The 23,330-nt window shown below is 61.9% G+C and carries 23 protein-coding genes; 4 read left to right on the forward strand and 19 right to left on the reverse strand.

The features are described from left to right. Positions 1-64: 64 nt before the first annotated feature. Positions 65-1,495: a cytochrome-c peroxidase gene (locus AB3X96_RS26925; RefSeq protein ID WP_368592115.1), complete on the forward strand. Its 1,431-nt coding sequence runs from the start codon at positions 65-67 to the stop codon at positions 1,493-1,495. Positions 1,496-1,586: 91 nt separating this feature from the next. Beyond that, positions 1,587-2,204 carry a hypothetical protein gene (locus tag AB3X96_RS26930; protein ID WP_368592244.1) on the forward strand — a complete coding sequence of 206 codons (618 nt, stop codon included), beginning with the start codon at positions 1,587-1,589 and terminating at the stop codon, positions 2,202-2,204. Between the two features lie 94 nt (positions 2,205-2,298). Here the strand turns inward: AB3X96_RS26930 and AB3X96_RS26935 are convergent, their stop codons facing one another. The 18 genes from AB3X96_RS26935 to phnF form a co-directional block, all read right to left on the reverse strand. Further along, positions 2,299-5,394 (reverse strand): complex I subunit 5 family protein, encoded by a 3,096-nt coding sequence (locus AB3X96_RS26935; protein ID WP_368592116.1) that lies wholly within the window; start codon positions 5,392-5,394, stop codon positions 2,299-2,301. Continuing rightward, the gene (locus tag AB3X96_RS26940) at positions 5,388-5,762 is read right to left on the reverse strand and encodes a sodium:proton antiporter (protein WP_368592117.1); all 375 of its coding nucleotides are present in this window, start codon (positions 5,760-5,762) and stop codon (positions 5,388-5,390) included. The genes AB3X96_RS26935 and AB3X96_RS26940 overlap by 7 nt, the downstream gene beginning before the upstream one ends. 16 nt (positions 5,763-5,778) lie before the next feature. After that, positions 5,779-6,480, reverse strand: a complete 702-nt coding sequence (locus AB3X96_RS26945) for a Na(+)/H(+) antiporter subunit B (RefSeq protein WP_368592118.1) — start codon at positions 6,478-6,480, stop codon at positions 5,779-5,781. Then, on the reverse strand, positions 6,477-6,821 hold the full coding sequence (mnhG, locus tag AB3X96_RS26950; RefSeq protein ID WP_368592119.1) for a monovalent cation/H(+) antiporter subunit G: 345 nt from the start codon (positions 6,819-6,821) through the stop codon (positions 6,477-6,479). The genes AB3X96_RS26945 and mnhG overlap by 4 nt, the downstream gene beginning before the upstream one ends. A gap of 3 nt (positions 6,822-6,824) precedes the next feature. Further along, a complete protein-coding gene (locus tag AB3X96_RS26955) occupies positions 6,825-7,067 on the reverse strand; it encodes a hydrogenase subunit MbhD domain-containing protein (protein WP_368592120.1) in 243 nt (80 codons plus the stop codon). 3 nt (positions 7,068-7,070) lie between these two features. Further along, complete coding sequence (locus AB3X96_RS26960; protein WP_176111605.1) at positions 7,071-7,331, reverse strand: monovalent cation/H+ antiporter complex subunit F; 261 nt, start codon at positions 7,329-7,331, stop codon at positions 7,071-7,073. Beyond that, complete coding sequence (locus AB3X96_RS26965) at positions 7,324-7,851, reverse strand: Na+/H+ antiporter subunit E (protein ID WP_368592121.1); 528 nt, start codon at positions 7,849-7,851, stop codon at positions 7,324-7,326. Before AB3X96_RS26965 ends, AB3X96_RS26960 begins: the two co-directional genes overlap by 8 nt. Before the next feature lie 665 nt (positions 7,852-8,516). Continuing rightward, on the reverse strand, positions 8,517-9,962 hold the full coding sequence (locus tag AB3X96_RS26970) for an MFS transporter (protein ID WP_368592122.1): 1,446 nt from the start codon (positions 9,960-9,962) through the stop codon (positions 8,517-8,519). A gap of 90 nt (positions 9,963-10,052) precedes the next feature. Then, entirely contained in the window at positions 10,053-10,859 is an 807-nt protein-coding gene (gene phnP / locus AB3X96_RS26975; protein ID WP_368592245.1) for a phosphonate metabolism protein PhnP, read from the reverse strand. After that, entirely contained in the window at positions 10,859-11,416 is a 558-nt protein-coding gene (phnN, locus tag AB3X96_RS26980; RefSeq protein WP_368592123.1) for a phosphonate metabolism protein/1,5-bisphosphokinase (PRPP-forming) PhnN, read from the reverse strand. Before phnN ends, phnP begins: the two co-directional genes overlap by 1 nt. 10 nt (positions 11,417-11,426) lie before the next feature. Further along, positions 11,427-12,581: an alpha-D-ribose 1-methylphosphonate 5-triphosphate diphosphatase gene (locus tag AB3X96_RS26985; protein ID WP_368592124.1), complete on the reverse strand. Its 1,155-nt coding sequence runs from the start codon at positions 12,579-12,581 to the stop codon at positions 11,427-11,429. Beyond that, positions 12,578-13,300 carry a phosphonate C-P lyase system protein PhnL gene (gene phnL, locus AB3X96_RS26990; RefSeq protein ID WP_368592125.1) on the reverse strand — a complete coding sequence of 241 codons (723 nt, stop codon included), beginning with the start codon at positions 13,298-13,300 and terminating at the stop codon, positions 12,578-12,580. The genes AB3X96_RS26985 and phnL overlap by 4 nt, the downstream gene beginning before the upstream one ends. A 9-nt stretch (positions 13,301-13,309) precedes the next feature. Further along, complete coding sequence (locus AB3X96_RS26995; RefSeq protein ID WP_176121569.1) at positions 13,310-14,140, reverse strand: ATP-binding cassette domain-containing protein; 831 nt, start codon at positions 14,138-14,140, stop codon at positions 13,310-13,312. Continuing rightward, on the reverse strand, positions 14,137-15,057 hold the full coding sequence (locus AB3X96_RS27000; protein ID WP_368592126.1) for an alpha-D-ribose 1-methylphosphonate 5-phosphate C-P-lyase PhnJ: 921 nt from the start codon (positions 15,055-15,057) through the stop codon (positions 14,137-14,139). Before AB3X96_RS27000 ends, AB3X96_RS26995 begins: the two co-directional genes overlap by 4 nt. Then, entirely contained in the window at positions 15,054-16,184 is a 1,131-nt protein-coding gene (locus AB3X96_RS27005; RefSeq protein WP_368592127.1) for a carbon-phosphorus lyase complex subunit PhnI, read from the reverse strand. The genes AB3X96_RS27000 and AB3X96_RS27005 overlap by 4 nt, the downstream gene beginning before the upstream one ends. Further along, entirely contained in the window at positions 16,184-16,759 is a 576-nt protein-coding gene (gene phnH, locus AB3X96_RS27010; protein ID WP_368592128.1) for a phosphonate C-P lyase system protein PhnH, read from the reverse strand. Before phnH ends, AB3X96_RS27005 begins: the two co-directional genes overlap by 1 nt. Next, the gene (phnG, locus tag AB3X96_RS27015) at positions 16,752-17,228 is read right to left on the reverse strand and encodes a phosphonate C-P lyase system protein PhnG (RefSeq protein ID WP_368592129.1); all 477 of its coding nucleotides are present in this window, start codon (positions 17,226-17,228) and stop codon (positions 16,752-16,754) included. The genes phnH and phnG overlap by 8 nt, the downstream gene beginning before the upstream one ends. A gap of 118 nt (positions 17,229-17,346) precedes the next feature. Then, positions 17,347-18,078, reverse strand: a complete 732-nt coding sequence (gene phnF / locus AB3X96_RS27020; RefSeq protein WP_176111618.1) for a phosphonate metabolism transcriptional regulator PhnF — start codon at positions 18,076-18,078, stop codon at positions 17,347-17,349. 341 nt (positions 18,079-18,419) lie between these two features. Here phnF and AB3X96_RS27025 point away from each other — a divergent pair, with 341 nt between their 5' ends. Next, positions 18,420-20,447, forward strand: a complete 2,028-nt coding sequence (locus AB3X96_RS27025) for an alkaline phosphatase family protein (RefSeq protein WP_368592130.1) — start codon at positions 18,420-18,422, stop codon at positions 20,445-20,447. Between the two features lie 145 nt (positions 20,448-20,592). Here the strand turns inward: AB3X96_RS27025 and AB3X96_RS27030 are convergent, their stop codons facing one another. Beyond that, on the reverse strand, positions 20,593-21,951 hold the full coding sequence (locus AB3X96_RS27030) for an alpha/beta fold hydrolase (protein WP_368592131.1): 1,359 nt from the start codon (positions 21,949-21,951) through the stop codon (positions 20,593-20,595). Between the two features lie 626 nt (positions 21,952-22,577). Between AB3X96_RS27030 and AB3X96_RS27035 the strand changes: the two genes are divergently transcribed. After that, positions 22,578-23,189 carry an alpha/beta fold hydrolase gene (locus tag AB3X96_RS27035; protein ID WP_368592132.1) on the forward strand — a complete coding sequence of 204 codons (612 nt, stop codon included), beginning with the start codon at positions 22,578-22,580 and terminating at the stop codon, positions 23,187-23,189. The last annotated feature ends 141 nt before the right edge of the window (positions 23,190-23,330 follow it).

Consider the following 23,330-nt stretch of genomic DNA (forward strand, 5'->3'; position numbering starts at 1 on the left):
ACGCGGCACAGGGGAGCGGTTTCGTCCGCTCCCCTGTCCGTTATAAGTTCAAGAGAACAATACGATGCGTAAGACAGTCTTTCGCGCGGTCGCGTGCGGGGCCATCACGCTGAGCCTGGCCGCCTGCGGAAACGGCAGCGGCGACGCTTCAGCACCGAATACAACGTCAGGGGCGACTACGGGGAGCACGAGTTCTTCCGATGCGAGCACATTGAGCCTTGCCGCTCAGGCCGGTCAGAAACTGTTCTTCGACTCGAACCTGTCCGGCAACAAGAACATGGCGTGCGCGACTTGCCATGACCCTGCCTATGCCTATGGGCCGCCGAACAGCCTGTCCGTGCAACTGGGCTCCGATCCGACGCAATCTGGCGCACGCGCCGTGCCCTCGTTGCGCTACAAGGACGCGACACCGCCTTATAACGACGTAGCGGCGAATCCGGATAACGTCACCTCCAACGCACCCGGAGGCGGCTTCATGTGGGATGGCCGCGCCGCAACGCTGGCCGACCAGGTCGCAATGCCGCTCCTCAATCCGGTCGAGATGAACTCCTCGAAAACGGCCGTGGTACAGGCGGTGCAGAACGCCTCTTACGTGGACCTGTTCAAGCAGGCCTTCGGCGCCGATGTGTTCAGCAACCCCGACTCCGCCTTCGCCGATGTCGGCAAAGCGATCGAGGCCTATGAACATGAAGACATCAGCTTCCACCCGTACACGAGCAAGTACGATCTCTACGTGCATAACAAGATCGGTGGAACTTTGACGGCGGCCGAAACCCGCGGCCTGTTGATCTTCAACAGCGGCACCATCGGCAACTGCTCGGCCTGCCACTATGCCGGAGCCAACTTCGACGGCAACCAGGGCCTGATGACGGACTTTACCTATCAGGCGATTGGTCTGCCGCGCAACGATACTTCGATCCCGAACAATCCGTCGCCGATCCCGGCCAACCAGGATCCGACCTACTACGACATGGGCCTGTGCGGGCCGCTAAGGACCGACCATCAGCCGGGCACGGCAGGTATTGCGACGCCCGATCCCTACTGCGGCATGTTCAAGGTACCCACACTGCGCAACGTGGCGACCCGCGGCGCGTTCTTCCATAACGGGGTCCTGCATTCGCTGGTCCAGGTCGTGCATTTCTACAACACGCGAGACACCAACCCGGAATACTGGTACCCAGCCACCGGGGGCACCGGCGCGCCCATCACAAATCCGAGCTATGCGCTGTTCCCGCAGTACGCGTCGGGCGCCACGGTGCAAAAGTTCAACGACCTGCCGGCGGCCTTCCAGGGCAATGTCGACGAGGAAATCCCGATGGGCACCGGCGACGGCGGCAGCAATACCTTGGGCAGTGGCACACAGCCGCGGGCGCAGGGCAGCACGCCCATCATGACCGAGCACGATATGCAGGACCTGATCTGCTTCCTGAACATCCTGAGCGACGGCTACAAACCGCCCGCAACGCAGCCGACCAGCGGCACTTGCGTAAACTGATTCCTCAACCTTGGACCAATTGTTTTTGACGATGAAGCGAATTTCAACTACAGCGCGTAGCGCGGGTATTGCGGTTTCCCTGTTCACGTTGATGCTGCTCGGCGCTTGCCAAAGCAAACAGAACCTCAGCGAACCCAGCATGGAGAACTTCACCAAGACCATCAGCAGCTACCTGGGTGAGCGCGGCAACCTGTGCCTCGCGAAATACGACTGGCCGATTTACGTGGCCGACCAGGATAAGACTTCGAACTCACGCGACGCCGTCCAATTGCCTGTGCTGGAAAAACTCGGTGTGGTCAAAGGCACCGACATGACCGTCGAGCGCACGGACAATGATGGCGCCAAGGTGTCGGCGCCGGGGCGCAAGTACGAACTGACCGATGAAGGGAAGAAGTTCTTCCTGCACAAGCCCGTCGTGGTTGCAACGGCTACGAGGCGCGTCACGCACGACGCCGACTTGTGCGTGGCCACGCTGAGCCTGGACAAGGTGGTGGGCCGGGAGCCGCCGCTGACCCGCGACGGCGAGACCAGGACCTCGGTGCTCTACACCTATAAGATCGACCCGGCGCCTTTTGCCAGGACTTCCGAGTTCCAGCGAGTATTCCCGATGGTGGCGCGCGTGATCGAAGGCGCCGGCACCATGCAACTGCGCGAGGGTGTGCGCTTGACCAAGGACGGCTGGGTGGCGGAAGAATATTTCGTTCGCTGATCGTCGAGTTTGCCGACGCGGTGCACGACTAGATCGCGCGGCACCTGATGCGCGGCGGCGGCTCCGTGCCGCCGCGCCAGGACCACCCGCACCGTTATGGTGTCCCCGCTGAACTCAATCCCGTGCTCGCGAAATAGATCACGAGAAAATACAGCAGCACGTAGAGCGCGTAGGTCTGCCCGTCGCCGGTATAGACGCGTCGTATCCGTGCCGCCGCCGCGAGCGCGAAGTGCGATAGGCCGCGCCAGAAAATCTGCGCGACCGGCGGCACCGTGCGGCTCAGCATCGGCCGGTAGAAGTGGTAAAAGTCCGGGGCGTTGCGCGCGTTGCCGCGACGGCTGCGGTAGTACAGCGCACCGAGTCCGAATACGATCGCGGTGACGATCAGCACGACGATCACGACCGGTGTCGGATTCCAGAACCCGTAGATGCTTTCGAGCGACATGCCGCCCCATACCAGTGTCGCCGCGAACTGTGGATCGATCGCGGCGGATATCGGTTCGAGCAACACCTTCGGAAAGAACGACAGGATCGCGATACCGACCACGAACAGGAACTGGGGCACCAGCAGCATCACCGGCGCTTCGCGCACCTGCGGCCGCTGCGGCGGGCGCGGCTTGAGGAAGACGCCGTTCAAGAGGCGCAGCATGTACAGAAAACCGGCGCAGGTCGCGAGCAGTCCGCACACGGCGAGCCCGTACCAGCCCTTGTCGGTCGTCGCGCTCAGCAATAGCCACTTGCCGCCGAAGCCCATCAGCGGCGGCAGGCCCGACATCGACACGAGCGCGATCACGACCATTGCGAACGTCAGCGGCATCTCGCGCGCGAGGCCGCCCACATCGGCGAAGTTGCGCGTGCCGGTGCGCAAGATCACACCCGCGAGCGCGAGGAACAGGATGCCCTTCACGAACATGTGATTGGCGACCAGGTACAGCGCGGTGACCCAGCCGAGATGGCTCATCAGGCCGATCGCGGTGACGATATAGCCGGTCTGGCTCATGCTCGACAGCGCGAGCATGCGTTTGAAGTCGTTCTGCCGCAATGCCATCAGCGCGCCGAACAGCGCCGTCAGCATGCCGATCCATGTCATCACGTGCGCGAGTTCGAGGCCGACCTCCGAGCGTATTGTCAGATAGGTGCCGATCAGCAGGCCGAACATCGCGACCTTGCTGACCACCGCCGACAGCATCGCGGTCACGTCGTCTTCCGCTTCGGTGTAGGCGCCCGGCAGCCATACGTGCACGCCGATCGCACCCGCCTTGATCAGGAAGCCGGCCGCGAGCAGCACGAACGCGTGGTTCGCTTCCGGCCCCGAATGGATCAGCGCCGATAGTGCGATGGTGTCGTCGATCGCCGCGACGTTGGCGAAACCCGCCAGCAGGAAGTACGCCGCCAGCAACGAAAACAGCAGGAAGGTCAGCACATGCGGGCCCGCGCGCCGGCACTTCGCGATCAGGAAGCACGACGACAGCGTGATGATTTCCCAGCTATAGAAGAATTCGAGCGACGTCGATGAGCGCAGCAGCGCCGGAATCGACAGCGACAGCACGACGAGCATCGGATAGAAGCCGGGGCGCACATCGTCGCGATAGAGACTTGCCGCGGCGATCACGAGGCTGCCCGCGAGCAGCAGCCAGGCGAACAGGCCGGCGATACGGCCCGCGCCCTCGCAAAGCAGACTGCCGATCAGTCCAATCGCGATCACCGCGAGCACGCCTTTCACGCGCCCCGGCAGACGATCGGCCGCATAGAACAGCGCGCCTGCCGTGAGCGGCGAGAAGATCCACGCCGACGCGACGCCCGAGAACACGGCCGCCATATAGGCCGCCGCGATCAGCAGCACGGCGACGCCGAACAGCGGCAGCAGCGCGGCGAGGTTCGGCCGGGCTTTGGCCTCGACGTCGGACGGCGCCAGCGCGCGCACGAACCAGTGGAACATATAACCCGCTTCGAGCAGCGAGCCGGTCAGGATCAGCACGATCCAGTACGGCTTGCCGGCGGCGGTCAGGCGCATCACGAGTTCCCACTTCGCCCAGAAGCCGGGGAACGGCGGCAGCCCCGCAATCGCGACCAGGAAGAGGCCGAGCAGGCCTATCAGCAATGGGCTGCGCGACAGGATCGCGCGTGCGTCGTCGCCGTGCCGCCGCAGTGCGCCGGTCAGCCAGAACAGCCCCGCCTTCGCGAACAGATGGTTGATGAAGAGGCCGCCGACGACGAGCGGGATCGATGCGTCCGCGCCGACCTGGCGCAGCAACGCTAGCGACAGCATCAGTAGCGCCATTTGCCCGATCGACGAATAGCCGAGCACGCGCTGCGGTTTCGTCTGCTTGATCGCGAGCAGGTTCGAGAACAGAAACGTCACGCCGCCCGACACGGCGAGCAGCGTGAGTTGGCCATCGAATAGCGGCAGCAATTTCAGCAGCGCGAAGAACACGCCCGCCGATACGCCGACCGATACCATCGCGGCGACGCCGCTCGGCGCGGTCTCGTAGACGTCGAGCCCCCAGCCGTTGGCCGGAAACGGCTTCAGTTCGATCACTAGACTCGCGAACACGAGCAGAATCGCGGCCGTGCCGATCGGGCCGCCGATCTGCTCGCGCAGCGACAGCAATTCGTCGATGTTCAGCGTGCCGCTCACGTAGTAAAGCAGCACCGCGCCGAGCAGGAACAGGGTCGACGCGATCACGGTCGAGAGGATGTACTTGAACGCGGCGGCGAGCGCGGCGGGTGTGCGCTCGAGCCCGAACAGGCCGTATGTCGCGATCGACACGATCTCGAGAAACACGAACAGGTTGAACAGGTCGCGGGTCATCACCATGCCGTCGATGCCCATCACCAGAATCAGGTACAGCAGCAAGGCCGCGTAGTTGCCGCGCAGACGGTCCCACAGATGCAATGCGCCGAGCAGCGCGACCACGTTGACGCTGAACGTGAAAAGGCCTTCCCACAGGCCGAAGCGCAGATTGATCGACACCGGCGGCAGCGCGCCCGCGGTCAGCACCTCGATCGTGTCGCCGCCGTCGAGCAGGCCGTAAAACGACACGCCGGAGACCAGCACGATCCCGCACAGCGCGATGAAGAAACCGAGCGTGAGCCACGGCTTGCCGAGCCGATACAGCAGCGGAATGACGAAGCCGCCGCCGAGCCCGAGAATGAAGATCTGCAACGGATGAAACAGCGCGGCTACCATTTCGACTCGGTGAAGGCGTCGATGGAGAGCGTCTTTTTCGCGGCGTAAAGACGGATTGCGAACGACAGCATGATGGCGGTGACCGATAGCCCTATCACGATCGCGGTGACGACGAGCGCCGACGGAATCGGATCGATCGCGCGGTGCGCGGCGGCGGATTTGCTGAGCGCCGCATCGATGATCGGCGCGGTGCCGCCCGTGACGTAGCCGGTCGCGACCATCACGATGTGCAGGCCCGTGTCGATCACCGCGAAGCCGATGATGATGCGCAGGATGTTGCGCTGGGTCAGCATGCCCCACAGGCCGATCAAGGAAAGGCAGAACCCCGTGACCAGCAGGATCTTCGAAACCGGGATGCCCGTGCTCATGCGCTCTCCTTTTCGTTCAGCTTCTGAACCGGTCGATGATGACGCTGAGCTCCGCGCCGACCTTGACACCGAGCAGCGTGGAAATCAGTGGGATCGCGCCGGCGCTGAAGAACGTGCCGAATTCGCCGCGCGGCAGAAAGCGCGCGTCGAGAAAACCGCCCGCGAGCACGAGGCCCAGAATGCCGATGCACACGTAGAGCACGCCCGCGAGCGATTCGACGACGCTCAGCAGCGCGAGGTTCAGCGTCGAGCGGGGCCGCGCGAGCAGCATCAGCATCACCGCGGATGCGACGATCGCGCCGCCCTGGAAGCCGCCGCCCGCCGACAGATGGCCGTTGACGATCACGTAGCCGCCGAAGGTGAAGATCATCGGCAGCAGCACCTGTTTGCCGGTATGTACGATCTCGCCGGCGGGCCGCCGCGCAAGCGCGGCTTCGTCCGCCACAGCGGTGGACGTTGCGCTTTCCTCTTTCAGCAGCACGCCGACGCTCGCCGCGACCATGAACAGCACCGCGACTTCGCCGAGCGTGTCGAAGCCGCGAAACGTGATCAGGATGCCGGTCACGATGTTCGGAGCGCCGAGTTCGAGCGGCCCTCTGACGACGTAGTACCAGGCGAGCGGGCGCAGCCCCTGCAACTCCGTATAGCCGCCGACAATTCGCCAGAACACGACCGCGAACAGCAGCACCGTCAGCAGCGCGAGCACGCGACGCATCATGATTCGGCCTTCCCGGCGGTGCGCGCTTCTTCGTCGGCGAGCGCGTCGGTGATCGTGGACGGGGTCATCGGCGTGCGGATCAGCCAGGCGGCGCGCGATAACGCATGCGAGGACAGCGGGTTGGTCACGAGCACGAAGTAGATCAGCAGGATCAGACGGAAGGTCCAGCTCGGGTGGTAGAACGCGAGGCCGATCAGCACGAGCATGTTGCCGAGCGTCGACGCCTTGGTGCCGGCCTGAATGCGCGTATACGCATCCGGCATGCGCAGCAGCCCGAGGCCGGCGGAGAACAGAAAGACGGCGCCCAACAAGATGAACACGCTGCCGGTCAGTTCGAACATGCGCTAGCCCTTCTGATAGCCGGTTTTGCGGATCGCGTACAGAAAGACGAAGGTCGTGAGTCCCGAGCCGATCGCCGCTTCGGCCATCGCGACGTCCGGCGCGCCGAGCAGCAGGAAGGCGACCGCCGCGAACAGGCTCGCGAGTCCGGAGCTCACCATCGCGGCCAGCAGATTTTTCAGGCAGACGGCCAGCACCCCGCTCACGAGGATGCTCGCGCACATCAGCAGCAGGAGCAGTTCGAGCATCGCTCACAGCCCCCTTTCAAGAAAGCGCGCAATCGCGAGCACCGCGAGAAAGCTGAGCAGTGCGTACACGAGCGCGACGTCGATATAGACGAAACGACCGGAGAACTGCGCATACAGCGCGATCAGCGACAGCGAGATGACCGTCAGCACGTCGATCGCGACGATGCGGTCGACGACGGTTCTGCCGATCACGAGACGGATCACGCCGAACAGGATCGCGAACAAGATCAGCACGCCGGCGATCCGGAGCATGATCTCAGCCAAAGACTTTCTCCAGATGCTTTTCGAACGGTGTGACGAGTGCGTTGGTCGCTTCGTCGATATCGGTCGTCTTCACGTCGAGCCAGTGAATGAAAAGTATGTCGTCCCGAATATCCATCACGAGCGAGCCCGGCGTGAGCGCAATCGAATTGGCGAGCGCGAGACGGCCGAGCGGTGTTTGGAGGCGGGTGCGAACCTTGACGATGCCGGGCTTGATGTCGATACGCGGCGAGTACACCAGCGCCATCACATTCAGATTGGCGCGTACGAGCTCGACGATGAAAGTCACGCTATACGCGGCGAAGTGATACGGCGCGGCTGGCGTTAGACGTAGGCGCTGCCATGCTTCGCTCGACGATACGAAGACACGCGCGACGACGAAGGTAATGACGAGACCGACAAGAGCGGGTTCGACTGCGAGCGATGCATTCGCGACCATCCAGATGACGAACAGGACGACCCAGAGGCCGGGCATTCCCCGAGGAACGAACGACGACACCGGTTTTCCGTTGTTCGAAGGCATGTCATCGGTTCCTAAGGAGGCCTTGCGGAAAATTCTAAGTGACAATTTATGGCAAATCAAACCCGACACCGATCAGCGCTCGTTGATTGAAAAAGACCGCGATAGATGGATGTGTGCAAACAATACCCGTCCCGACGCAGCTCGCTAAGTGACTGTTTTGTATGAATATTCGTGTTTCCCCGCAATTCCATGTTTGCAAACAGATATGGTCTGGCGCGCGGCGCGCTGCAAAACGGATTTGCAAATGAAATCTGTACTGATGCCCTTGGGCATGCCGTGCACTCGGGCTGCACATTCGACGGATTTGCTCGGCCACCCCAGGTCGAGTTACTGCCATAAGGGAACTGTTGCTCCCCAGAAAGCAGGCGCTCCCCGAGGTGATGCCACTCAGCGCGGACGAGGGGGCAGTGCCATCGCCGAGAGGTGTGGCTTTTTCAATGACGCCACCGCGCGGGTTGGGAAACGTCAATCAAGGAAATCGACCCGCTCGCGAAGGCCGGGAGCCGCTGGTCGAGCAATCTCCATCGGGGGCGCCTCGCGAGTCATTTGTGTGGGTAGGTGAAGCAGTCGACCAGTTGAATCCACGACTCGACGGTGGCCATTCCGAAACCAGAATGAAAAAAGACTGCAGAGATTTCTCTGCAGCCCTTTGACTTTCCACGCGTCTATGCTTCGCGCGTTCGGTAATTTTGCTGCGGTGTGGCTTCCGTCAACGCATCATCGCTGCCTTCCTCCAGCGAAATATGCCGGGTTTCGCGTCCCTTGACCCACCAGATCGCGGCGGCAACGGGACCGGGCAGCGCAAGCGCCAGCAGCACGAGCAACGGTGCGGAAGTTGTGCCCGTCGTGCTGAAGGCGCTGGTCAGCAGTAGCGGCGTGATCATTGCGCCCACTCGACCGAAAGCAACGGACACGCCCAAACCCGAGGCGCGCAACCGCGTCGGCAGGATTTCAGACGAAACCACGTAAGCCGAGATGTAACCCCACGTGACGCCAAACTGGATCAGGCAGTAGCCGACCACCATGGAAGGCAGCGTTTGCGCAAAGTACACCACCAGGATAGCGAGCACGGTGAACGTGTAGCTCGTGAACAGCGACGAGCGACGCCCCCACGACTCGAGCACACGCGATGCCAGCAAGCCGCCGAGCAAAGCCGCTACGTTGCCGTAAATGTAGTAGATCGGCATCGCAGCAGCAGGCACTTTCATGTACGGCAGAATGACGAGCCCCATCAACGACAGTACGCCATACACCACGACTGCCTGCGAGAAGTTCAGCGCACTGGCAAGGCCGCACGGTCCGCGATAGCGGCCAACCAGCTCACCCACATTGCGCCAGAACGTCGGGTGTGCGGGGACGATCGCGGTGGGCTGATAGCGCTTCTGCGCTTCGGTAGCCGCGCTGATCCCGGCGCGCTTTGCATACGCGGCAATTTCATCGACGATTGCTTCAGCTTCGGTCACGCGCCCTTGCTGCAGAAGCCAGCGCGGCGATTCGGGAATCACGCGGCGAATCCAGAAGAAAATCAGGGCCATCGTGGTACCCAGGCCGAAACCTACGCGCCACGCGATGTCGGGCGGCAGGAGATTCAGCGCGTAGTACGAAACAACGGCGGACAGCACGGCACCGAGGGGAAAACCCGACAGGATCAGCGCGTCGGTACGTCCGCGATTACGGCGCGGAATGAATTCACCCATGGTGGCCGTCACGGCTGAGTATTCGCCGCCCACGGCGAGCGCGGTCAGCGCGCGGAACACGAGGAAGGAGTGGTAATCCCACGCGAAGATGGTTGCCACGCTGAACGCGGCATACCAGAGGAGCGTAGCCAGGAACAGGCGTTTGCGGCCGAAGCGATCCGCCAGGTAGCCGAACGCGACCGCGCCGACCAGAATGCCGAGCACCCACACGCTTACGGCCAGTGAGCTTTGGGCCGCGTCGAGGTGCCAAAGCGCCTTGATCGTGCCGAACACGCTACCGATGATATTGGTTTCAAAAGAGTCGAGCGTCCAGCCCACTCCCAGCGCGACCGTCAGCAAGGTGTGGAAGCGGGTCCACGGCATGTGATCGAGCCGGGTTAAGGCGTCGGTCTTGATGGTGGTTCGGGAAGTCATGTCGATATGTTCCTATCCTGATTCGTTGCGATGTTCGTCGTACTAAGTAAAGTGACATCTTGAAGACACATGCGATTCATGCCGCGCGGATTACCTGGCCATGGCGGCCCCCTCGGACGTCTGGGCAGTCCGAAAATCAAGGGGAAGCACGTGAGCCATGCCGTCCCGCGCGATCAAAACACCTTCTGGCATGACGTTTTCTGATTGCTCAAGTAGCCACGTATCGAACGTATGGGATGCATGCGTCATCCATGTACGTACTGGCCTCAGCTGCTTGACCAGCGCACATGCGGTATTCCAGTCGTTGTGGTTGGTCGGCTGATCCGTTGGCGGGAAAGAACAGTCGAGAGCCAGCGAAAGTGCTTCCCATCTCTGCAGCCACTCCAGCGTGGAAGGCGGCAACCCGATCGTGTCAGTCAGATAGGCGAAGCGTTCGCCCTCTGGCCCTTCGATTGCATAGCCGAACGTTGGTTTGGAATGGATCAGCGGCAGCGCCGTAAAACGCAGGTCACCGACATCGAACGTGCCGAATTTCTCTGCCTGATTAAATGCGAGCAGGCCCGGGTTGCGATACAGATCGGCGCAACCGTTGCTGTCTGGCGGGGCCCATGTGGGGATGGATTTCCCGATGCCCCAGCGCAGATGGAACAACCCTTGCACGTGGTCTGGATGGAAGTGCGTGAGTACGATCGCGTCGAAACTTCCAGCGGGAAAACGCTCGGATAGGTCCACCAGTCCGGCGTCGAGCAGAACGCGGGTCGTGTCCGTTTCGATCAATGCGCTGCAGGGGCGACGAACGCAAGCGGGTAAGGCTCGCGCTCGTGTACATGCGGGGCAGTTGCAGCCGTAGAGCGGTACGCCGCCTGCCGCGCCGGTGCCGAGGAAGGTAACGCGCATCATGATGGCTCCGCGCAGCGGAGAATCAGCGAAACCAGTGCCTCTCCCGCCTGTCCGAGATCGCCGTCGTTGCGGATGATCTCCACTTTGCCGGCACGCTGCTCGAGCAAATGGTTGCGCCGCAGGCGCTGCTCCACCTGCTCGACCGTTTCGCGACCGCGCGCCAGAAGGCGTTCACGCAGTACCGCTTGCGGCACTGCAATTTCCACCGGCACGAGGTGGGGGTAGCGCGTGCGTGCATGCGGCAGATATTCGCGCGACCCGTTCATCACGACGGTCAACCCTTTATCCAGCCAATGGTCGATCTCGGCCCCGATACCGTATTGCAGTCCATTGCTCGCCCAGTTCAGCGCGAACAGGTCCGCGCTGCTGCGCGCCGCGAACTCTTCGGGACTCAGCGCGACGTGATTCTCGCTACCGGGGTCCGCTGCGCGCGTGATGTAGCGATGAGCAAAGCAGATCCCCACGTGGCCGGACAACTGCTCGCGCGCATAGCGCAGCAGGCTATCCTTGCCGCTGCCGGAAGGACCGCTTACGTAGATCAGATTGCCTGACATGGAAGCGGCCTCAGTGATGCACGCGGCTCGCGCCGAGCACGAGCTTGCCGCGAGACCACATTTGGTCGGCATGCGGCAACCCACCTATCCGCTGGACTGCGACCAGATCGGCGCGCTGTCCGACCGCGATGTCGCCGCGGTCGTTTAGCCCGGCTGCCCGTGCGGGATTGCGCGTCACGAGCGCGACGGCGTGCGCGAGCGAAACGTCCGCGACCTCGGGCAGCTTGAACGTGGCTGGCAGCAACGAGGCAGGCGAGTAGTCGCCGCACAGGCAGTCAGCGACGCCTGCCAGCACGGCATCGAGCGCACGCATGTTGCCCGACTGCGACTTGCCGCGCAGAATGTTCGGCGCGCCGAACAGCGTGGCAATGCCATTGCTGCGCGCGGCCTGAGCCGTTTCGAGGTTGATCGGGAACTCCGAGATCGTCGCACCGAGATCGCGTACCACGTCGACCTTGGCGGCCGAATCGTCGTCGTGGCTTGCAATTGCGACACCCTTGGCGCGCGCCAGCGCAGCCAGCTGCTGCATGCGTTCGATCGCGCCTCTGGCTGCCTCTGCCTTCTGCTTCATGATCTCGTCGAGCGTGGCATCGTCGGCTTTGTAGGCGTTCGCAAGGTATTTGCGGAACGACTCCACGTCGCGAAACTGACCCTGGCCCGGGCTGTGATCCATGAACGAGATCAGGTCGATCACGCCTTCGTCCATCAGCGACGACAGAACTGGAGGGGCGGTGACGTCGGTCACCTCGAAGCGTGCATGGAATCTGTTATCGATTAGCGCATGCGCTTGCCAGGCGTGGATCGAGCGGCCGAGCTCGGCTGCCGTTTCGTTGTTGCGTACGCCGAACTCGCGGTTCGCGAAAGACAGCGCATGAAATACCGTGGTGATGCCCGCAGACGCATTGCGCTTGTCTGCCTGCGCGCAAGCGAAGTCGATCGGGAAATACACGCCGGGACGAGGCTCCACCTCTTTTTCAAGCGAGTCGCAGTGCAGGTCGATCATACCTGGGATCAGCGTATGTTCCTGCAGGTCGACCACGGTCGCTCCGGCGGTATGTTCTGGGTCGAGCGCCGCGATTTTGCCGTCCTCGATGAGTACGGCGAGTCTTTCACGCACTTCGTCAGCGAGAACGACGGTTGCGTTCGTCAGGAGTTGGCGGCTCATTGCGTGATCGCTTCCGAAAGAGGGGAGTGGACAACCGGCGGTGCCAGTTCGATCACCTGGTCGGCAAGGCGCTCTACCAGGTCCAGGTGGTGGAAGATGGCGAGCATCGCCACACCTTCGGCCTTGATCCCTTGCAGGATCTCCACAACCTTGTCGGTGGTGCGCGGATCGAGGCTTGCGGTCGGTTCGTCGAGGAGTAACAGGCGCGGGCGAGCGACGAGGCCCCGCGCCAGGTTGACGCGCTGCTTTTCACCACCCGAGAAGGTCGCAGGGGGCACTTCCCAAAGACGCTCGGGCACGTTCAGCGCATCGAGCATTCCGCGCGCGTTGTCGCGCGCTTCGGCACGCGCGGTGCCGCGCACGAGCAGCGGCTCGGCCACGATATCGACGGCGGCCTTGCGCGGCAGGCAGTGCAGGAATTGCGTGACGAAGCCAATCTCGTCTTTGCGCAGCGCGAGCACTTCGTGCTCGGACGCCTGCGCGAGATCGACCGCCTCACCGGCTGCGGTGCGGAACAGCAGGCTTCCGGCGCTCGCGAGGTAAGTACGGTAGATGCATTTGAGCACCGACGATTTGCCGGCACCGGTCGGGCCGATCAGCGCGGACAGGCGGCCCGGCTCGACGGCAAACGAGACGTTCGCGCAGGACGGGATGGTCTTGCGCTGATCGTGCAGCGCAAAGTGCTTGCTCAGATTTTTAACGGTCAGGATCGCGGACATTGGTTTACCTCAGAGAGCGGAGGCCACAAGCCGCTGCGTGTACGCATGCTGCGGGTCTTCGAGAATCTGGTCGGTCAGGCCCGACTCGATGATGCGGCCGTACTTCATCACGATCGTGCGGCCCGCCAATAAGCGGATCACGCCGAGATCGTGCGTGACGGCGATCATCGCCGTGCCGAGTTCCTGCTGGATCTCGAGGATCAGATCGAGGATGCGCGCCTGCACCGACAGGTCGAGGCCGGTCGTAACTTCATCGAGGAACAGCAGCGGCGGACGGGTCGCGAGTGCCTTCGCGATCTGCACGCGCTGTTGCATGCCGCCCGAAAACTTCTTCGGCGACTCGTCCATACGTTCGGGCAATACCTCGGTGCGCGAGAGCAGGTCGCGTGCGCGTTCCCGGATCTCGCCGAACAGCGTCACGTCGTTCATCAACAGGCGCTCGGCGATGTTGCCGCCGGCCGACACGTTGAAGTTCAAGCCGAGGTGCGGGTTCTGGTACACCATGCCGAAGCGATGATTGCGCAGCCAGCGCTGTGCTGCGGCATTCGCTGCGAACAGGTCGCAGTCATTGTCTTCATCGAAGAAGCGCGCGGTGCCCGCGGTTGGCTTTTCATCGAAGTACAACGTTTTGACGACGGTCGACTTGCCCGACCCCGACTCACCCATGATCCCGAGAATCTCGCCGGGCCGCAGGTCGAAGCTGACGTCGTGGGCAGCCACCACCGAACCGCAATGCGGGCAGATGTTGGTGTCCTGTTCCGGGCCGGTGCTTTCGATGCAGCGCTCGCACCCTGTGCCGTGAATCTTGGTCAAGCCGCGCACTTGAAGAATGGGGCTCACTGGACTGTTCCTTCGTTCGTTGCGTTGGCCTTCTGCTGAGTGCGGCCGTTGCGATAGTCGTTGCAGTAGTCCGAATCCGAACATTGGTACGACTTGTCGCCGTCCTCGCCGATGATCTCGTCGAGAAAACTGTCGATCGAGCCGCAGCGCACGCAGGCGCGGCGATTGCCGTGCTCGTCGTGGAAGTCCTCGGTGCGGAACGGCACGTCGTCGAACGCGAGCGGGTCCGCGCGGGTATAGGGCGGCACCGCATAAATCTTCTTTTCGCGTCCCGCACCAAGCAGCACGAGCGCGGCCGACATATGCAGCTGCGGCACGTCGTAGCGCGGAATCGGACTCGGGTCGATCACGTAGTGACCGTTGATCCGCGTCGGATAGCGATGCGAGATAGTGATTTCATCGAACTGCACGATGTCTTCGTACAGCTTGGTCAGCAGACGCGAGTAGTCACCTTCGCCATGCATGGTCTTGCGGCGCGCCTCGGACGGTTCCACGACGACCAGCGGATCGGGATACGGCACCTGCAGGACGAGAATCTGCTCTTCGGTCAACGCGATTTCGGGAATCCGGTGGCGCGACTGGATCAGCGTGGCTTCACTGGTGTGCTCGGTAGTCTGAACACCCTCGCAGGTGAGTTCGACGAAGTGACGCAGATTGACCGCATTGACCGAGTCGTCGGAGCCCTGGTCGATCACCTTGAGCGTGTCGTCCGGACCGACGAGGGACAGCGTGAGCTGCAGACCGCCCGTGCCGAAACCACGGCCCATCGGCATTTCACGAGAGGCGTACGGCGTCTGGTAGCCGGGAACGCAAATCGCTTTAATCACCGCGCGGCGGATCTCGCGCTTCGCGTATTCATCGAGAAAGCCAAAGTTGTAACCTGCTTCGTCGAGCGGCAGTTCGTAGAGGTCGTTCATAGCTCGACTCCTTGTGCATCCTGTTCCGTCTGCTTGTCCGCAGCCTTTTGCTGGGTCGTGCGCAGCCGGTCCATGTCCGACTGGAACGTGACGTAATGCGGCATCTTGTAGTGGCTCGCGAAACCCATCGAATCCACGCCGTCGATATGCAGCAACACGAACTCCGGGTCCTCCGACGGATTGGTCGGACCGTTTCGCATGCCGTTCTGCAGCGAACGGTCAAGCACGGCCATCGAGATCGCCTTGACTTCGTTGTGGCCGAAACACGCGCCATAGCCGAGGGTGAAGACGGGAGGGCCGCCGCCGTCGTCGTCTTCGTACATCGCGACCATCTCGCACTCGGTCATGAGCACCTCGCCGGCCTCGACGAGTTCGCCCGTGACCGGATGGGGAAGCCGCACCGGCACATAGCCGACACGCAGTTCGGCCACAGTCGGGTGGACATCGCCATAGCCGCGCATGTTCGAGTAAGCGATCGCGAGCAGCGAGCCGGTTTCGGCGCGCGCCATCGTCGCGAGGGCGGCGGAACGCGGAACCGGGAAGATCAGCGGATCGCGCGTGACATCGAAAGGCTCTGTGCGTGACGGCTGGAGCGCCGGGAGCAGTCCTTCGGCGCGCAGTGCATCCACGACCTTCGGGAAGGTGTCGGGCAGATCGCTTTCGTCGATCGAGTCGAGAAACGTGCGTGCAACCGAGCGGAACGCTTCGGGTGATTCGTTGGCGAGGTCGAGGCGCATCAGGCGCAGCGCGTAGTCGTTGGTCGGACCGAGCATCTGACCGCCAGGAATGTCCTTGAACGCGCTGGAGATACGGCGGATCACGCGCATTTCGCCCGTGTGTTGTACGGGCGCTTCGAGCAGTCGAGGCTTGGTCGAACGATAGGCTCGCAGTGCGAACGCTGCCTCGAGCGTATCGCCCTGCATCTGCTTGATAGCGAGCGCGGCGAGGCGCGGGTGATACAACCCCCCTTCCGAAACCACTCGCGAGGTCAGCGAACGAAGCTGATGTTCGATCGTCTGCAGGGTCAGCGGCGTGCCGTGCTCGCCCTCGGTCGTACGCAACGCGTCGACGACACGCTCTGCGCCCTCGATTGCCCGGCCGCCGCCCCTGATAGCCACATAACCCATTACCGGCCTCCTTCGATGGCAACTTTGGTCGTGCGGGGCAGTGCGACTACGCTGCGCTCGTCCAGCAGTACCAGATCGACGCCAAGCGGGAAGCCGCTGTTCCATTGCCGGCGCAACTTCCACCACTGCGGGTCGACTCCCGACACGTGCAGAGAAACGCTGCTTTGAATGCCTGGACCGCTGAGGACGAGCTCGCCACCTTGCTTGATCTCATCGACCACCAGTACGAGTGTTGCGCCGCTTTCCGGGCTGTCGAGCGTGCCGAAAGCAGGCTCTACAGCGGGTAGTTGACTGCCCGGCATCACGACGAATTGGGCCCGATCCGCACTAGTGGACTTCGCGCCGAGGCGCTGACGGTCTGCCGCGCCGAGCATCTCGCAGGGATCGGCCAGCGTGGTTGCGGGGTCGGCCAGCGTCGCAAGCACGAGTGGCAGTACATGCGTGGCCTGCGTCTCGAGTTCGCTGACTCGGCCAGGATAGGAAAACGCATCCAGGATGCGGCGAAATGCGCGCTGCTGAACCAGTGGTGTCCAGTCGGCCGGATGCGAGACGATATGCGTCTGCAGCTCATTCATCATCGTCCTCCTGCGCGGCGAGCAACGCGAAGTCCACGCGCGTTGCCGCCAGCAGCTTCTTGCGATCGGCCGCGGTTGCTTCGACGATCTGTTTGCCTTCACGAAGAAGTTCCACGGCCGCATCATGTCCAGGCCAGGCGGCAGCCGTTACCGCGTCTAGAATCGCGAGTGCCCGAATCAGGCTCGTGCGGTCATCCATGACGATCGCCGCGCCTTCGGCGGTGCCGCCTTGTGGGTCGGTCAGGCGCACATGCGCCTTGGCGACCGGAATCTCGCCGAGGTAATAGGTCTCGCCCATCGCAGCGTCGGCGAGCGGTACCAAGGCGAGGCCGGATTGCGGGATTTCCAGGTCTTCCACCTGAAATTGCTCACTGAGGTGACGCGCGAGTTCGCGAATGCGCTGTGCCGGCACGTTCGTCCAGTAGCGCATCCAGTCCCCGCGAACGGGCTGCGACGCTATCGCGTTCATGAGTTGTCCTTCTGAATATACATATAGCTCTAGAAACTTGATAAAGCAGTTAGATTTCTTAGCCGATTCATGCGGCCCGACGGCCGCGACCTTTGGCTCAGGGATGACCCCAGACCCCTTACAGCAGCGGAATGCGCAACTGGACGCGGTCTGCGCGGAACCGGGTAATCACATACTCGACCGGCTTGTTGTCGCGCTCATCCACGTTGACGCTCTTGACCCGCAACACTGGCCGGTTTTGCGGCATGCCAAGGATTCGCGCATCGTCACCTTGGGGTAGCACTGCCGTGACGGCGCTATCGACGCGACGGAGTTGGCAGCCATACTCTGCATTCAGAAAAGCGTGAAGGGAGTCGCCTTGATAACGGACCAGCAGATCGGGGAAGGGTTGTGCTGGCAAGAAATGCGAAATGAGGCACATCGGCTTGCCGTCCACGCTTCGTAACGTTTCCAGCCAATGCACGGGCTCGCCTTCCAGGATGGCCAGGCGTTCGGCAACGCGCACACTGGCAGGCAAGGTCTGCTTGCGCAGGATGCGGTTTCCGGCCAGCAAACCCTGAGCGTTCAGGGTTTCGGTAAAGCGGGTGGTTTTGCCGATCTGGTAGTCGATCTGGTTATCGAGCACGAGGATGCCGCGGCCATGGCGGCGCTCCACCAGACCGGCCTCGACCAACTCGTCGATGGCACGACGGAGCGTGTGCCGGTTCACCCCAAAACGTGACGCGAGCTCGCCCTCGGATGGCAGGTAGTCGCCAGGTGCGTAGACATTGGCGATTTCCTGTTCCAGTTGTCGTGCGATCTGGGCATACAAGGATTCGCCCTGCTCTCGACTGACAGCGTACAAGCTCATATGCGGTTATCTAGATAAGTGGACAACCGAATCCTACAAAGAGTATGTGACAGAGATGTGATTCGGGGATGGCAGGTTCTCGGAAGCACTCGGGACAGTCGTGGGTGCCGCGTAACTTGCCGGCGCGACTAGTGACGCGTCAGGGGTCGTGCGTCGAAGGCGTGGACACGGCGGAAAGCATCGAAGAGACTCCGCCCTCCGTGTTTGTTGCAAGGTCGTCTGGACCTTTGTCCAACGGGTTCGCGCGCACGACGACAGCCGTCTGTAATGCCAACGACTCTCCAGCTTCATGGAACGGCCCTAAGGTCTTACCGTTGTAATCAACGGTAAGGAGACGGCAAATGGTGAGGCCCCAAGTGTCACAACGATGCAATAAGGCATGCGTACGACTTTCGATCGCAGCATTCGCGGGAGTGGCCGCGTTAGCGTTCGCTACATTGCCCGCCGGCGTATCTGCGGCAGGCAACGATAGAACGTCCCCAACACTGACGCCGATCAAGCATGTGATCATTGTTGTCGGCGAAAACCGAACGTTTGATCACGTTTTCGGCACCTATCAACCCGCGCAAGGCCAATCAGTGTGGAACCTGCTGTCGCGCGGCATCGTCAATGCGGATGGCTCCCCTGGGCCAAACTTCGCGAAGGCGCAGCAATATCAGGCGCAACTGATTGGACCGGCCAAATTCGCGCTGGCCCCGTCGAATAAAACGCCGTACGGGACGCTGCCGGCGCCCAACACCGGCGGGGCGGCGACTGCGGCGAGCGATGCGAGCCCGCCACCATTCGCGACTCACGATGCGGCCGCGCAGGCCGAGGGGACGGCGCTCGAAGCGTCCGACATCGATCAACTGTTGACGGGCGCGACAGGGCTGCCGGCGCATGCAGAGGATTCGCGTGTGGCCAACTACAATGCGTTGCTGAACGGTCCGTACCTGTTGCAGCCTCCGCTCTATGATGCGTACATGGGTGGTCCGGTGCACCGCTTCTATCAAGCCTGGCAGCAAGCGGACTGTGCCGTCGCGCATGCGAGCCGCGAGAATCCGAGTGGCTGTCTGGGCGACCTGTTTGCGTGGGTCGAGACTACCATCGGCGCGGGCAGCAACGGTAAGCCGCGACCGACGCCTTTTAGCGATCAGACCACCGGTGAAGGCTCGAATGCGCTCGGCTTTTACAACGTGAACAATGGCGACATGCCGTACTTCACGCAACTGGCGCGGCAGTACGCGATGAGCGACAACTATCACCAACCGGTGATGGGCGGTACGGGGGCCAACAGCATCATGATCGGCGCCGCTGATGCGTACTACTACACCGACGGCAACGGCAACGCGGCAACGCCACCTTTGGATCAGATTGAAAATCCCGATCCGTTGGCCGGCACCAACAACTGGTACACCCAGGATGGCTACTCAGGCGGCAGCTATAGCAACTGTTCGGACCCGGGCCAGCCGGGCGTCGGCCCAATCCTTCAATACCTCGAATCGTTGCCCTACGACCCCAAGGCGAACTGCGCGCCAAAGCACTATTACCTGCTGAACAATTACAACCCTGGATATAACGGCGACGGCACGGTACTCGACAGGTCGAAGTCGCCTTTCACGATCCCGCCGTCACCGGTGCGCACCATCGGGGACACTCTGCTTGATCGCAACATCCCCTGGAAGTATTACGGGGAAGGCTGGCAGAGCTTCATCAAGGATCCGACGAAAAGCGTCTACTGCAACATCTGCAATCCGTTCCTGTACGAGACGTCGATCATGACGAACCAGCAGGTGCGGGACACGCATCTTGCAGATTTGCCGGATCTGTATGCGGACATCGGCGCGGGCAATCTGCCAGCTGTATCGTTTGTAAAGCCGGGCGGCTTGCTTGATGGACATCCGACATCGTCGAAGTTTGGACTTTACGAGGCGTTCGTGAGGAAACTGGTCGATGCGGTAAAGAGCGACCCGAAGCTATGGGCCACGACGGCGATCCTGATCACCACCGACGAGGGCGGCGGCTACTACGATTCAGGCTATGTTCAACCCATCGACTATTTTGGCGATGGTTCGCGCATCCCGATGATCGCAGTATCGAAATACTCGACCGGAGGACGCATTTCCCACAGCTACTCCGATCACGCTTCACTCGTCAAATTCATTGAGCGCAACTGGGGATTGCCGCCGATCACCGGTCGTAGTCGTGACAACCTGCCAAATCCGATCCAACGCAGCCATAACCCATACGTGCCGGTGAATGCGCCTGCGATCGGTGACCTGTTCGATCTGTTCGATTTCAAGCGGGAATCCCACGATCACGATCATGACCACGACAGGCCGGACAGCGATGACGATCGCAGCGGCGGTAAGGGATGGTGGCCTTTCTGATCGTGTTCTGCACGAGGTACGCTGGGCACCACAACCTGGAACCGCCGCGCACTCCCGGCGCGGCGGTTTCATCCGCAGGGCGAGCGGACTATTGAGGCGATGCTGCTAGCGACCGCTGAGCCGCCGGCGCATTCGTCAGAGCGCTTCAAACCTGGGCGCGCAAGGACCTTAACCCCGTGCGCACTTCGTTCGCGAAAATCATCGGTTCTTCCCACGCGGCGAAGTGCCCGCCAGTTTCGGGCTTGTTGAAGTAAATCAGGTTGTGATATGCCTTTTCGGTCCAACTCTTCGGCGCCTGATAGTTCTCTCCCGGAAACGCGCTCACAGCGGCGGGCACATTGACGTCGGCCGCGAGGAAGAAGTTCGCGTGCGATTCCCAATAGAAGCGAGCCGCCGAAACCCCCGTATTGGTGAGCCAATAGAGTGTGATGTCGTCGAGCACGTCGTCGCGCGTGAGCGCACCTGCGGCATGACCGTTGACGGGATGACCGAGCACTGCCGCGCTCAACGCCGCAGCGGGCTGGCCGTAGCCATCGCCATGATCGAGCAGCCACGACGCCAGCGCGACCGGCGAGTCGGCGAGTCCGTACAGCGTCTGCGGGCGTGTGCCCATTTCGAACGCGTAACCGCGCTTCTTCTTGAAGTTGGCGCTCAACTGTTCATACGCGTGCTGCTCCTCGTCCGATAAGCCGGCAGGCATCGCGTCGCCCGCGGCCAGCGACTTCAGAACCTCTGCGGGAACGGAAGCAGGGAAGTTCACGTGAATCCCCATCAGTTCGGGCGGCGCCTGTTTAGCCATGATGTTCGTCACAATGCCGCCGAGATCGCCTCCCTGGGATGCAAAACGCTGATATCCGAGCCGCTTCATCAACGTGACCCACGCGCGGGCGGTGCGCTCCGGACCCCAGCCCGTTGTGGTTGGTCTCGCTGAAAAACCATAACCGGGCAATGATGGAATCACGAGATGAAAGGCGTCCGAAGCCGGCGCACCATACGCAGTCGGATTGACGAGCGGATCGATGATCTTGAACTGTTCGATCACCGAGCCGGGCCAGCCGTGCGTCACGATCAATGGCATCGCGTTGTCGTGCTTCGATCGCACATGGATGAAATGGATATCGAGTCCATCGATCTCGGTGACAAACTGCGGATACGAATTCAGCCGCGCCTCGCATTTGCGCCAGTCATAGCCGGTCGCCCAGTATTGCGCGAGCCCCTGAATGGTGGCGAGCTGAATACCCTGCGATTCGTCGGATACCGTCTCGCGATCCGGCCATCGCGTGGCCTTGATGCGACGCCGCATGTCGGCGAGCTGAGAGTCCGGAACATGAACGTGGAACGGACGAATTGCGGACCTGTCGCCGTTCGCGGGTTCCACGATTTTGCCAACTTCCGGGTTCGTATCTGCGAATGCGAGGCGGCTCAGCGAGCCTGCGGCGAGCGCCGCGGCGGCCACACCGACGAAGTGTCGACGCGATGCGGATTGTGGGGTGTCTTTCGACATGGAATCGATCTCCTGCCTTGATCAGCGTGTTGCGTTGCGAGTGAAGTCTGCGACGTACAGCTTCACGAAGTCATACGTGCGGTTCGCGGCCCGGCGTTCGGCTCGCGTCGGGCGTATTTGACCGCCTGAACGTATCGCGTTTGTGTCCGGGAGTTGGATGTGTGTAAGCGCGCGTATCCAGTCTGTTTGCAGATACGTTGGGATACAAAGGAAGACCTGGGCGAGAGGGAGGGGCGTGACGACGGGGGGCGATGTAGCGGAGCCTTCTTGCCACTTCTGGCCACGCCAGCAAACCCCGATCATGGTCGCCTTGTCCCCAGTAGAAAGCGCTGGAGCGCACTGGGCTGCTGCGCCGCCGCTTCGGCGCCACATGGAATTCGGAAACGACGAAGCGCAATTACTTGGCGCAAATTCTCACTAAACCGGAGAGTCACTATCATGTTCAAATTCGTAATGAAGGCGACAGTATTTCCCGCCGTAGCTGTGGGCGTTTCCGCATCCAGAATTGTGCCGACGTCATCCTCGCCCTACGCGCCGAAGGATTACGCCCAAGTGCTGGCAGACTATGTCCGGGCGGCAGGCATCGATAGTTCGAAGCTGGTGATCTATACGACCGATATCGGAGCTTGCCTGCGCTGCTGGCGGCATTGGAGCAACCCGATATTGCCAGGGAGATCATTGTGGGTGACTTTGCCCCATTCAACCGCCCACAGTACATGTACGATAGCCTGCAGGGCCTGAAGTCAAAGCCTTCGTCCGACGCCGTCCGTGCCGCGATGAACAAGAACCGTGACGAAATCCTGGCAAACACATTCTTCCGCGGCATGTCGGCGGAGGAGCGCTACGCGTTGCCCAAGGAGTTCGAGGACGATATGGCGAAAGGTTGGGGCGGTGATGTCACGTCGGCAGACGCGTTTTTCCATTACTACTCGTGCTTCACCCGCGACCAGGACTACTTCGAAGCCAATATGGCCAAGCTGAAGGTCCCCGTGAAGGTGGTGTGGGGCGAGCAGGATATCTATATCAAGAAGGAAATGGGCGTTGAGTACGCCAACCGTAACGGTCTGAAGCTTTCGGTTCCCCCTAGACTCGGCCACTTTCCGCATCTGCAAGCGCCTGAACTGACGGTGGCCGAAGTTCGGGCTGCGCACACAAACATGCTCATGCGCGACGGTCGGTTATCTGAGGTGGATAGGACGTTCGAGCGTCCACATGGAAATGCGGGCCACCGTCCGTAATTGGCCGACTACCGGTTCTGCGCACTAGCGAGAACCCGCTAACCGAGAGCCGCGCTAGCCTGCGCGTGGCTCCAGTCCAGAAGCGATACAACGGTCGCATAAGCCCTTGGACTTAAGCGCCTCAGCCAAGGCTACCTCTGC

Origin of the sequence: Paraburkholderia sp. BR13439, assembly GCF_040948805.1 — a bacterium.
Taxonomy (GTDB): domain Bacteria; phylum Pseudomonadota; class Gammaproteobacteria; order Burkholderiales; family Burkholderiaceae; genus Paraburkholderia; species Paraburkholderia youngii.

Excerpts from the sequence above, each read along its gene's own strand:
- phnP (WP_368592245.1), bottom strand. The coding sequence starts at position 10,859 with ATGCGCGTTACCTTCCTCGGCACCGGCGCGGCAGGCGGCGTACCGCTC.
- phnL (WP_368592125.1), bottom strand. The coding sequence starts at position 13,300 with ATGTCCGCGATCCTGACCGTTAAAAATCTGAGCAAGCACTTTGCGCTG.
- AB3X96_RS26925 (WP_368592115.1), top strand. The coding sequence starts at position 65 with ATGCGTAAGACAGTCTTTCGCGCGGTCGCGTGCGGGGCCATCACGCTG.
- AB3X96_RS27030 (WP_368592131.1), bottom strand. The coding sequence starts at position 21,951 with ATGTCGAAAGACACCCCACAATCCGCATCGCGTCGACACTTCGTCGGT.
- AB3X96_RS27005 (WP_368592127.1), bottom strand. The coding sequence starts at position 16,184 with ATGGGTTATGTGGCTATCAGGGGCGGCGGCCGGGCAATCGAGGGCGCA.
- phnF (WP_176111618.1), bottom strand. The coding sequence starts at position 18,078 with ATGAGCTTGTACGCTGTCAGTCGAGAGCAGGGCGAATCCTTGTATGCC.
- AB3X96_RS26945 (WP_368592118.1), bottom strand. The coding sequence starts at position 6,480 with ATGATGCGTCGCGTGCTCGCGCTGCTGACGGTGCTGCTGTTCGCGGTC.
- phnH (WP_368592128.1), bottom strand. The coding sequence starts at position 16,759 with ATGAATGAGCTGCAGACGCATATCGTCTCGCATCCGGCCGACTGGACA.
- AB3X96_RS26940 (WP_368592117.1), bottom strand. The coding sequence starts at position 5,762 with ATGAGCACGGGCATCCCGGTTTCGAAGATCCTGCTGGTCACGGGGTTC.
- phnN (WP_368592123.1), bottom strand. The coding sequence starts at position 11,416 with ATGTCAGGCAATCTGATCTACGTAAGCGGTCCTTCCGGCAGCGGCAAG.
- mnhG (WP_368592119.1), bottom strand. The coding sequence starts at position 6,821 with ATGTTCGAACTGACCGGCAGCGTGTTCATCTTGTTGGGCGCCGTCTTT.
- AB3X96_RS26935 (WP_368592116.1), bottom strand. The coding sequence starts at position 5,394 with ATGGTAGCCGCGCTGTTTCATCCGTTGCAGATCTTCATTCTCGGGCTC.
- AB3X96_RS26965 (WP_368592121.1), bottom strand. The coding sequence starts at position 7,851 with ATGCCTTCGAACAACGGAAAACCGGTGTCGTCGTTCGTTCCTCGGGGA.
- phnG (WP_368592129.1), bottom strand. The coding sequence starts at position 17,228 with ATGAACGCGATAGCGTCGCAGCCCGTTCGCGGGGACTGGATGCGCTAC.
- AB3X96_RS26955 (WP_368592120.1), bottom strand. The coding sequence starts at position 7,067 with ATGCTCGAACTGCTCCTGCTGCTGATGTGCGCGAGCATCCTCGTGAGC.
- AB3X96_RS27025 (WP_368592130.1), top strand. The coding sequence starts at position 18,420 with ATGGTGAGGCCCCAAGTGTCACAACGATGCAATAAGGCATGCGTACGA.
- AB3X96_RS27000 (WP_368592126.1), bottom strand. The coding sequence starts at position 15,057 with ATGAACGACCTCTACGAACTGCCGCTCGACGAAGCAGGTTACAACTTT.
- AB3X96_RS26985 (WP_368592124.1), bottom strand. The coding sequence starts at position 12,581 with ATGAGCCGCCAACTCCTGACGAACGCAACCGTCGTTCTCGCTGACGAA.
- AB3X96_RS26930 (WP_368592244.1), top strand. The coding sequence starts at position 1,587 with ATGCTGCTCGGCGCTTGCCAAAGCAAACAGAACCTCAGCGAACCCAGC.
- AB3X96_RS26970 (WP_368592122.1), bottom strand. The coding sequence starts at position 9,962 with ATGACTTCCCGAACCACCATCAAGACCGACGCCTTAACCCGGCTCGAT.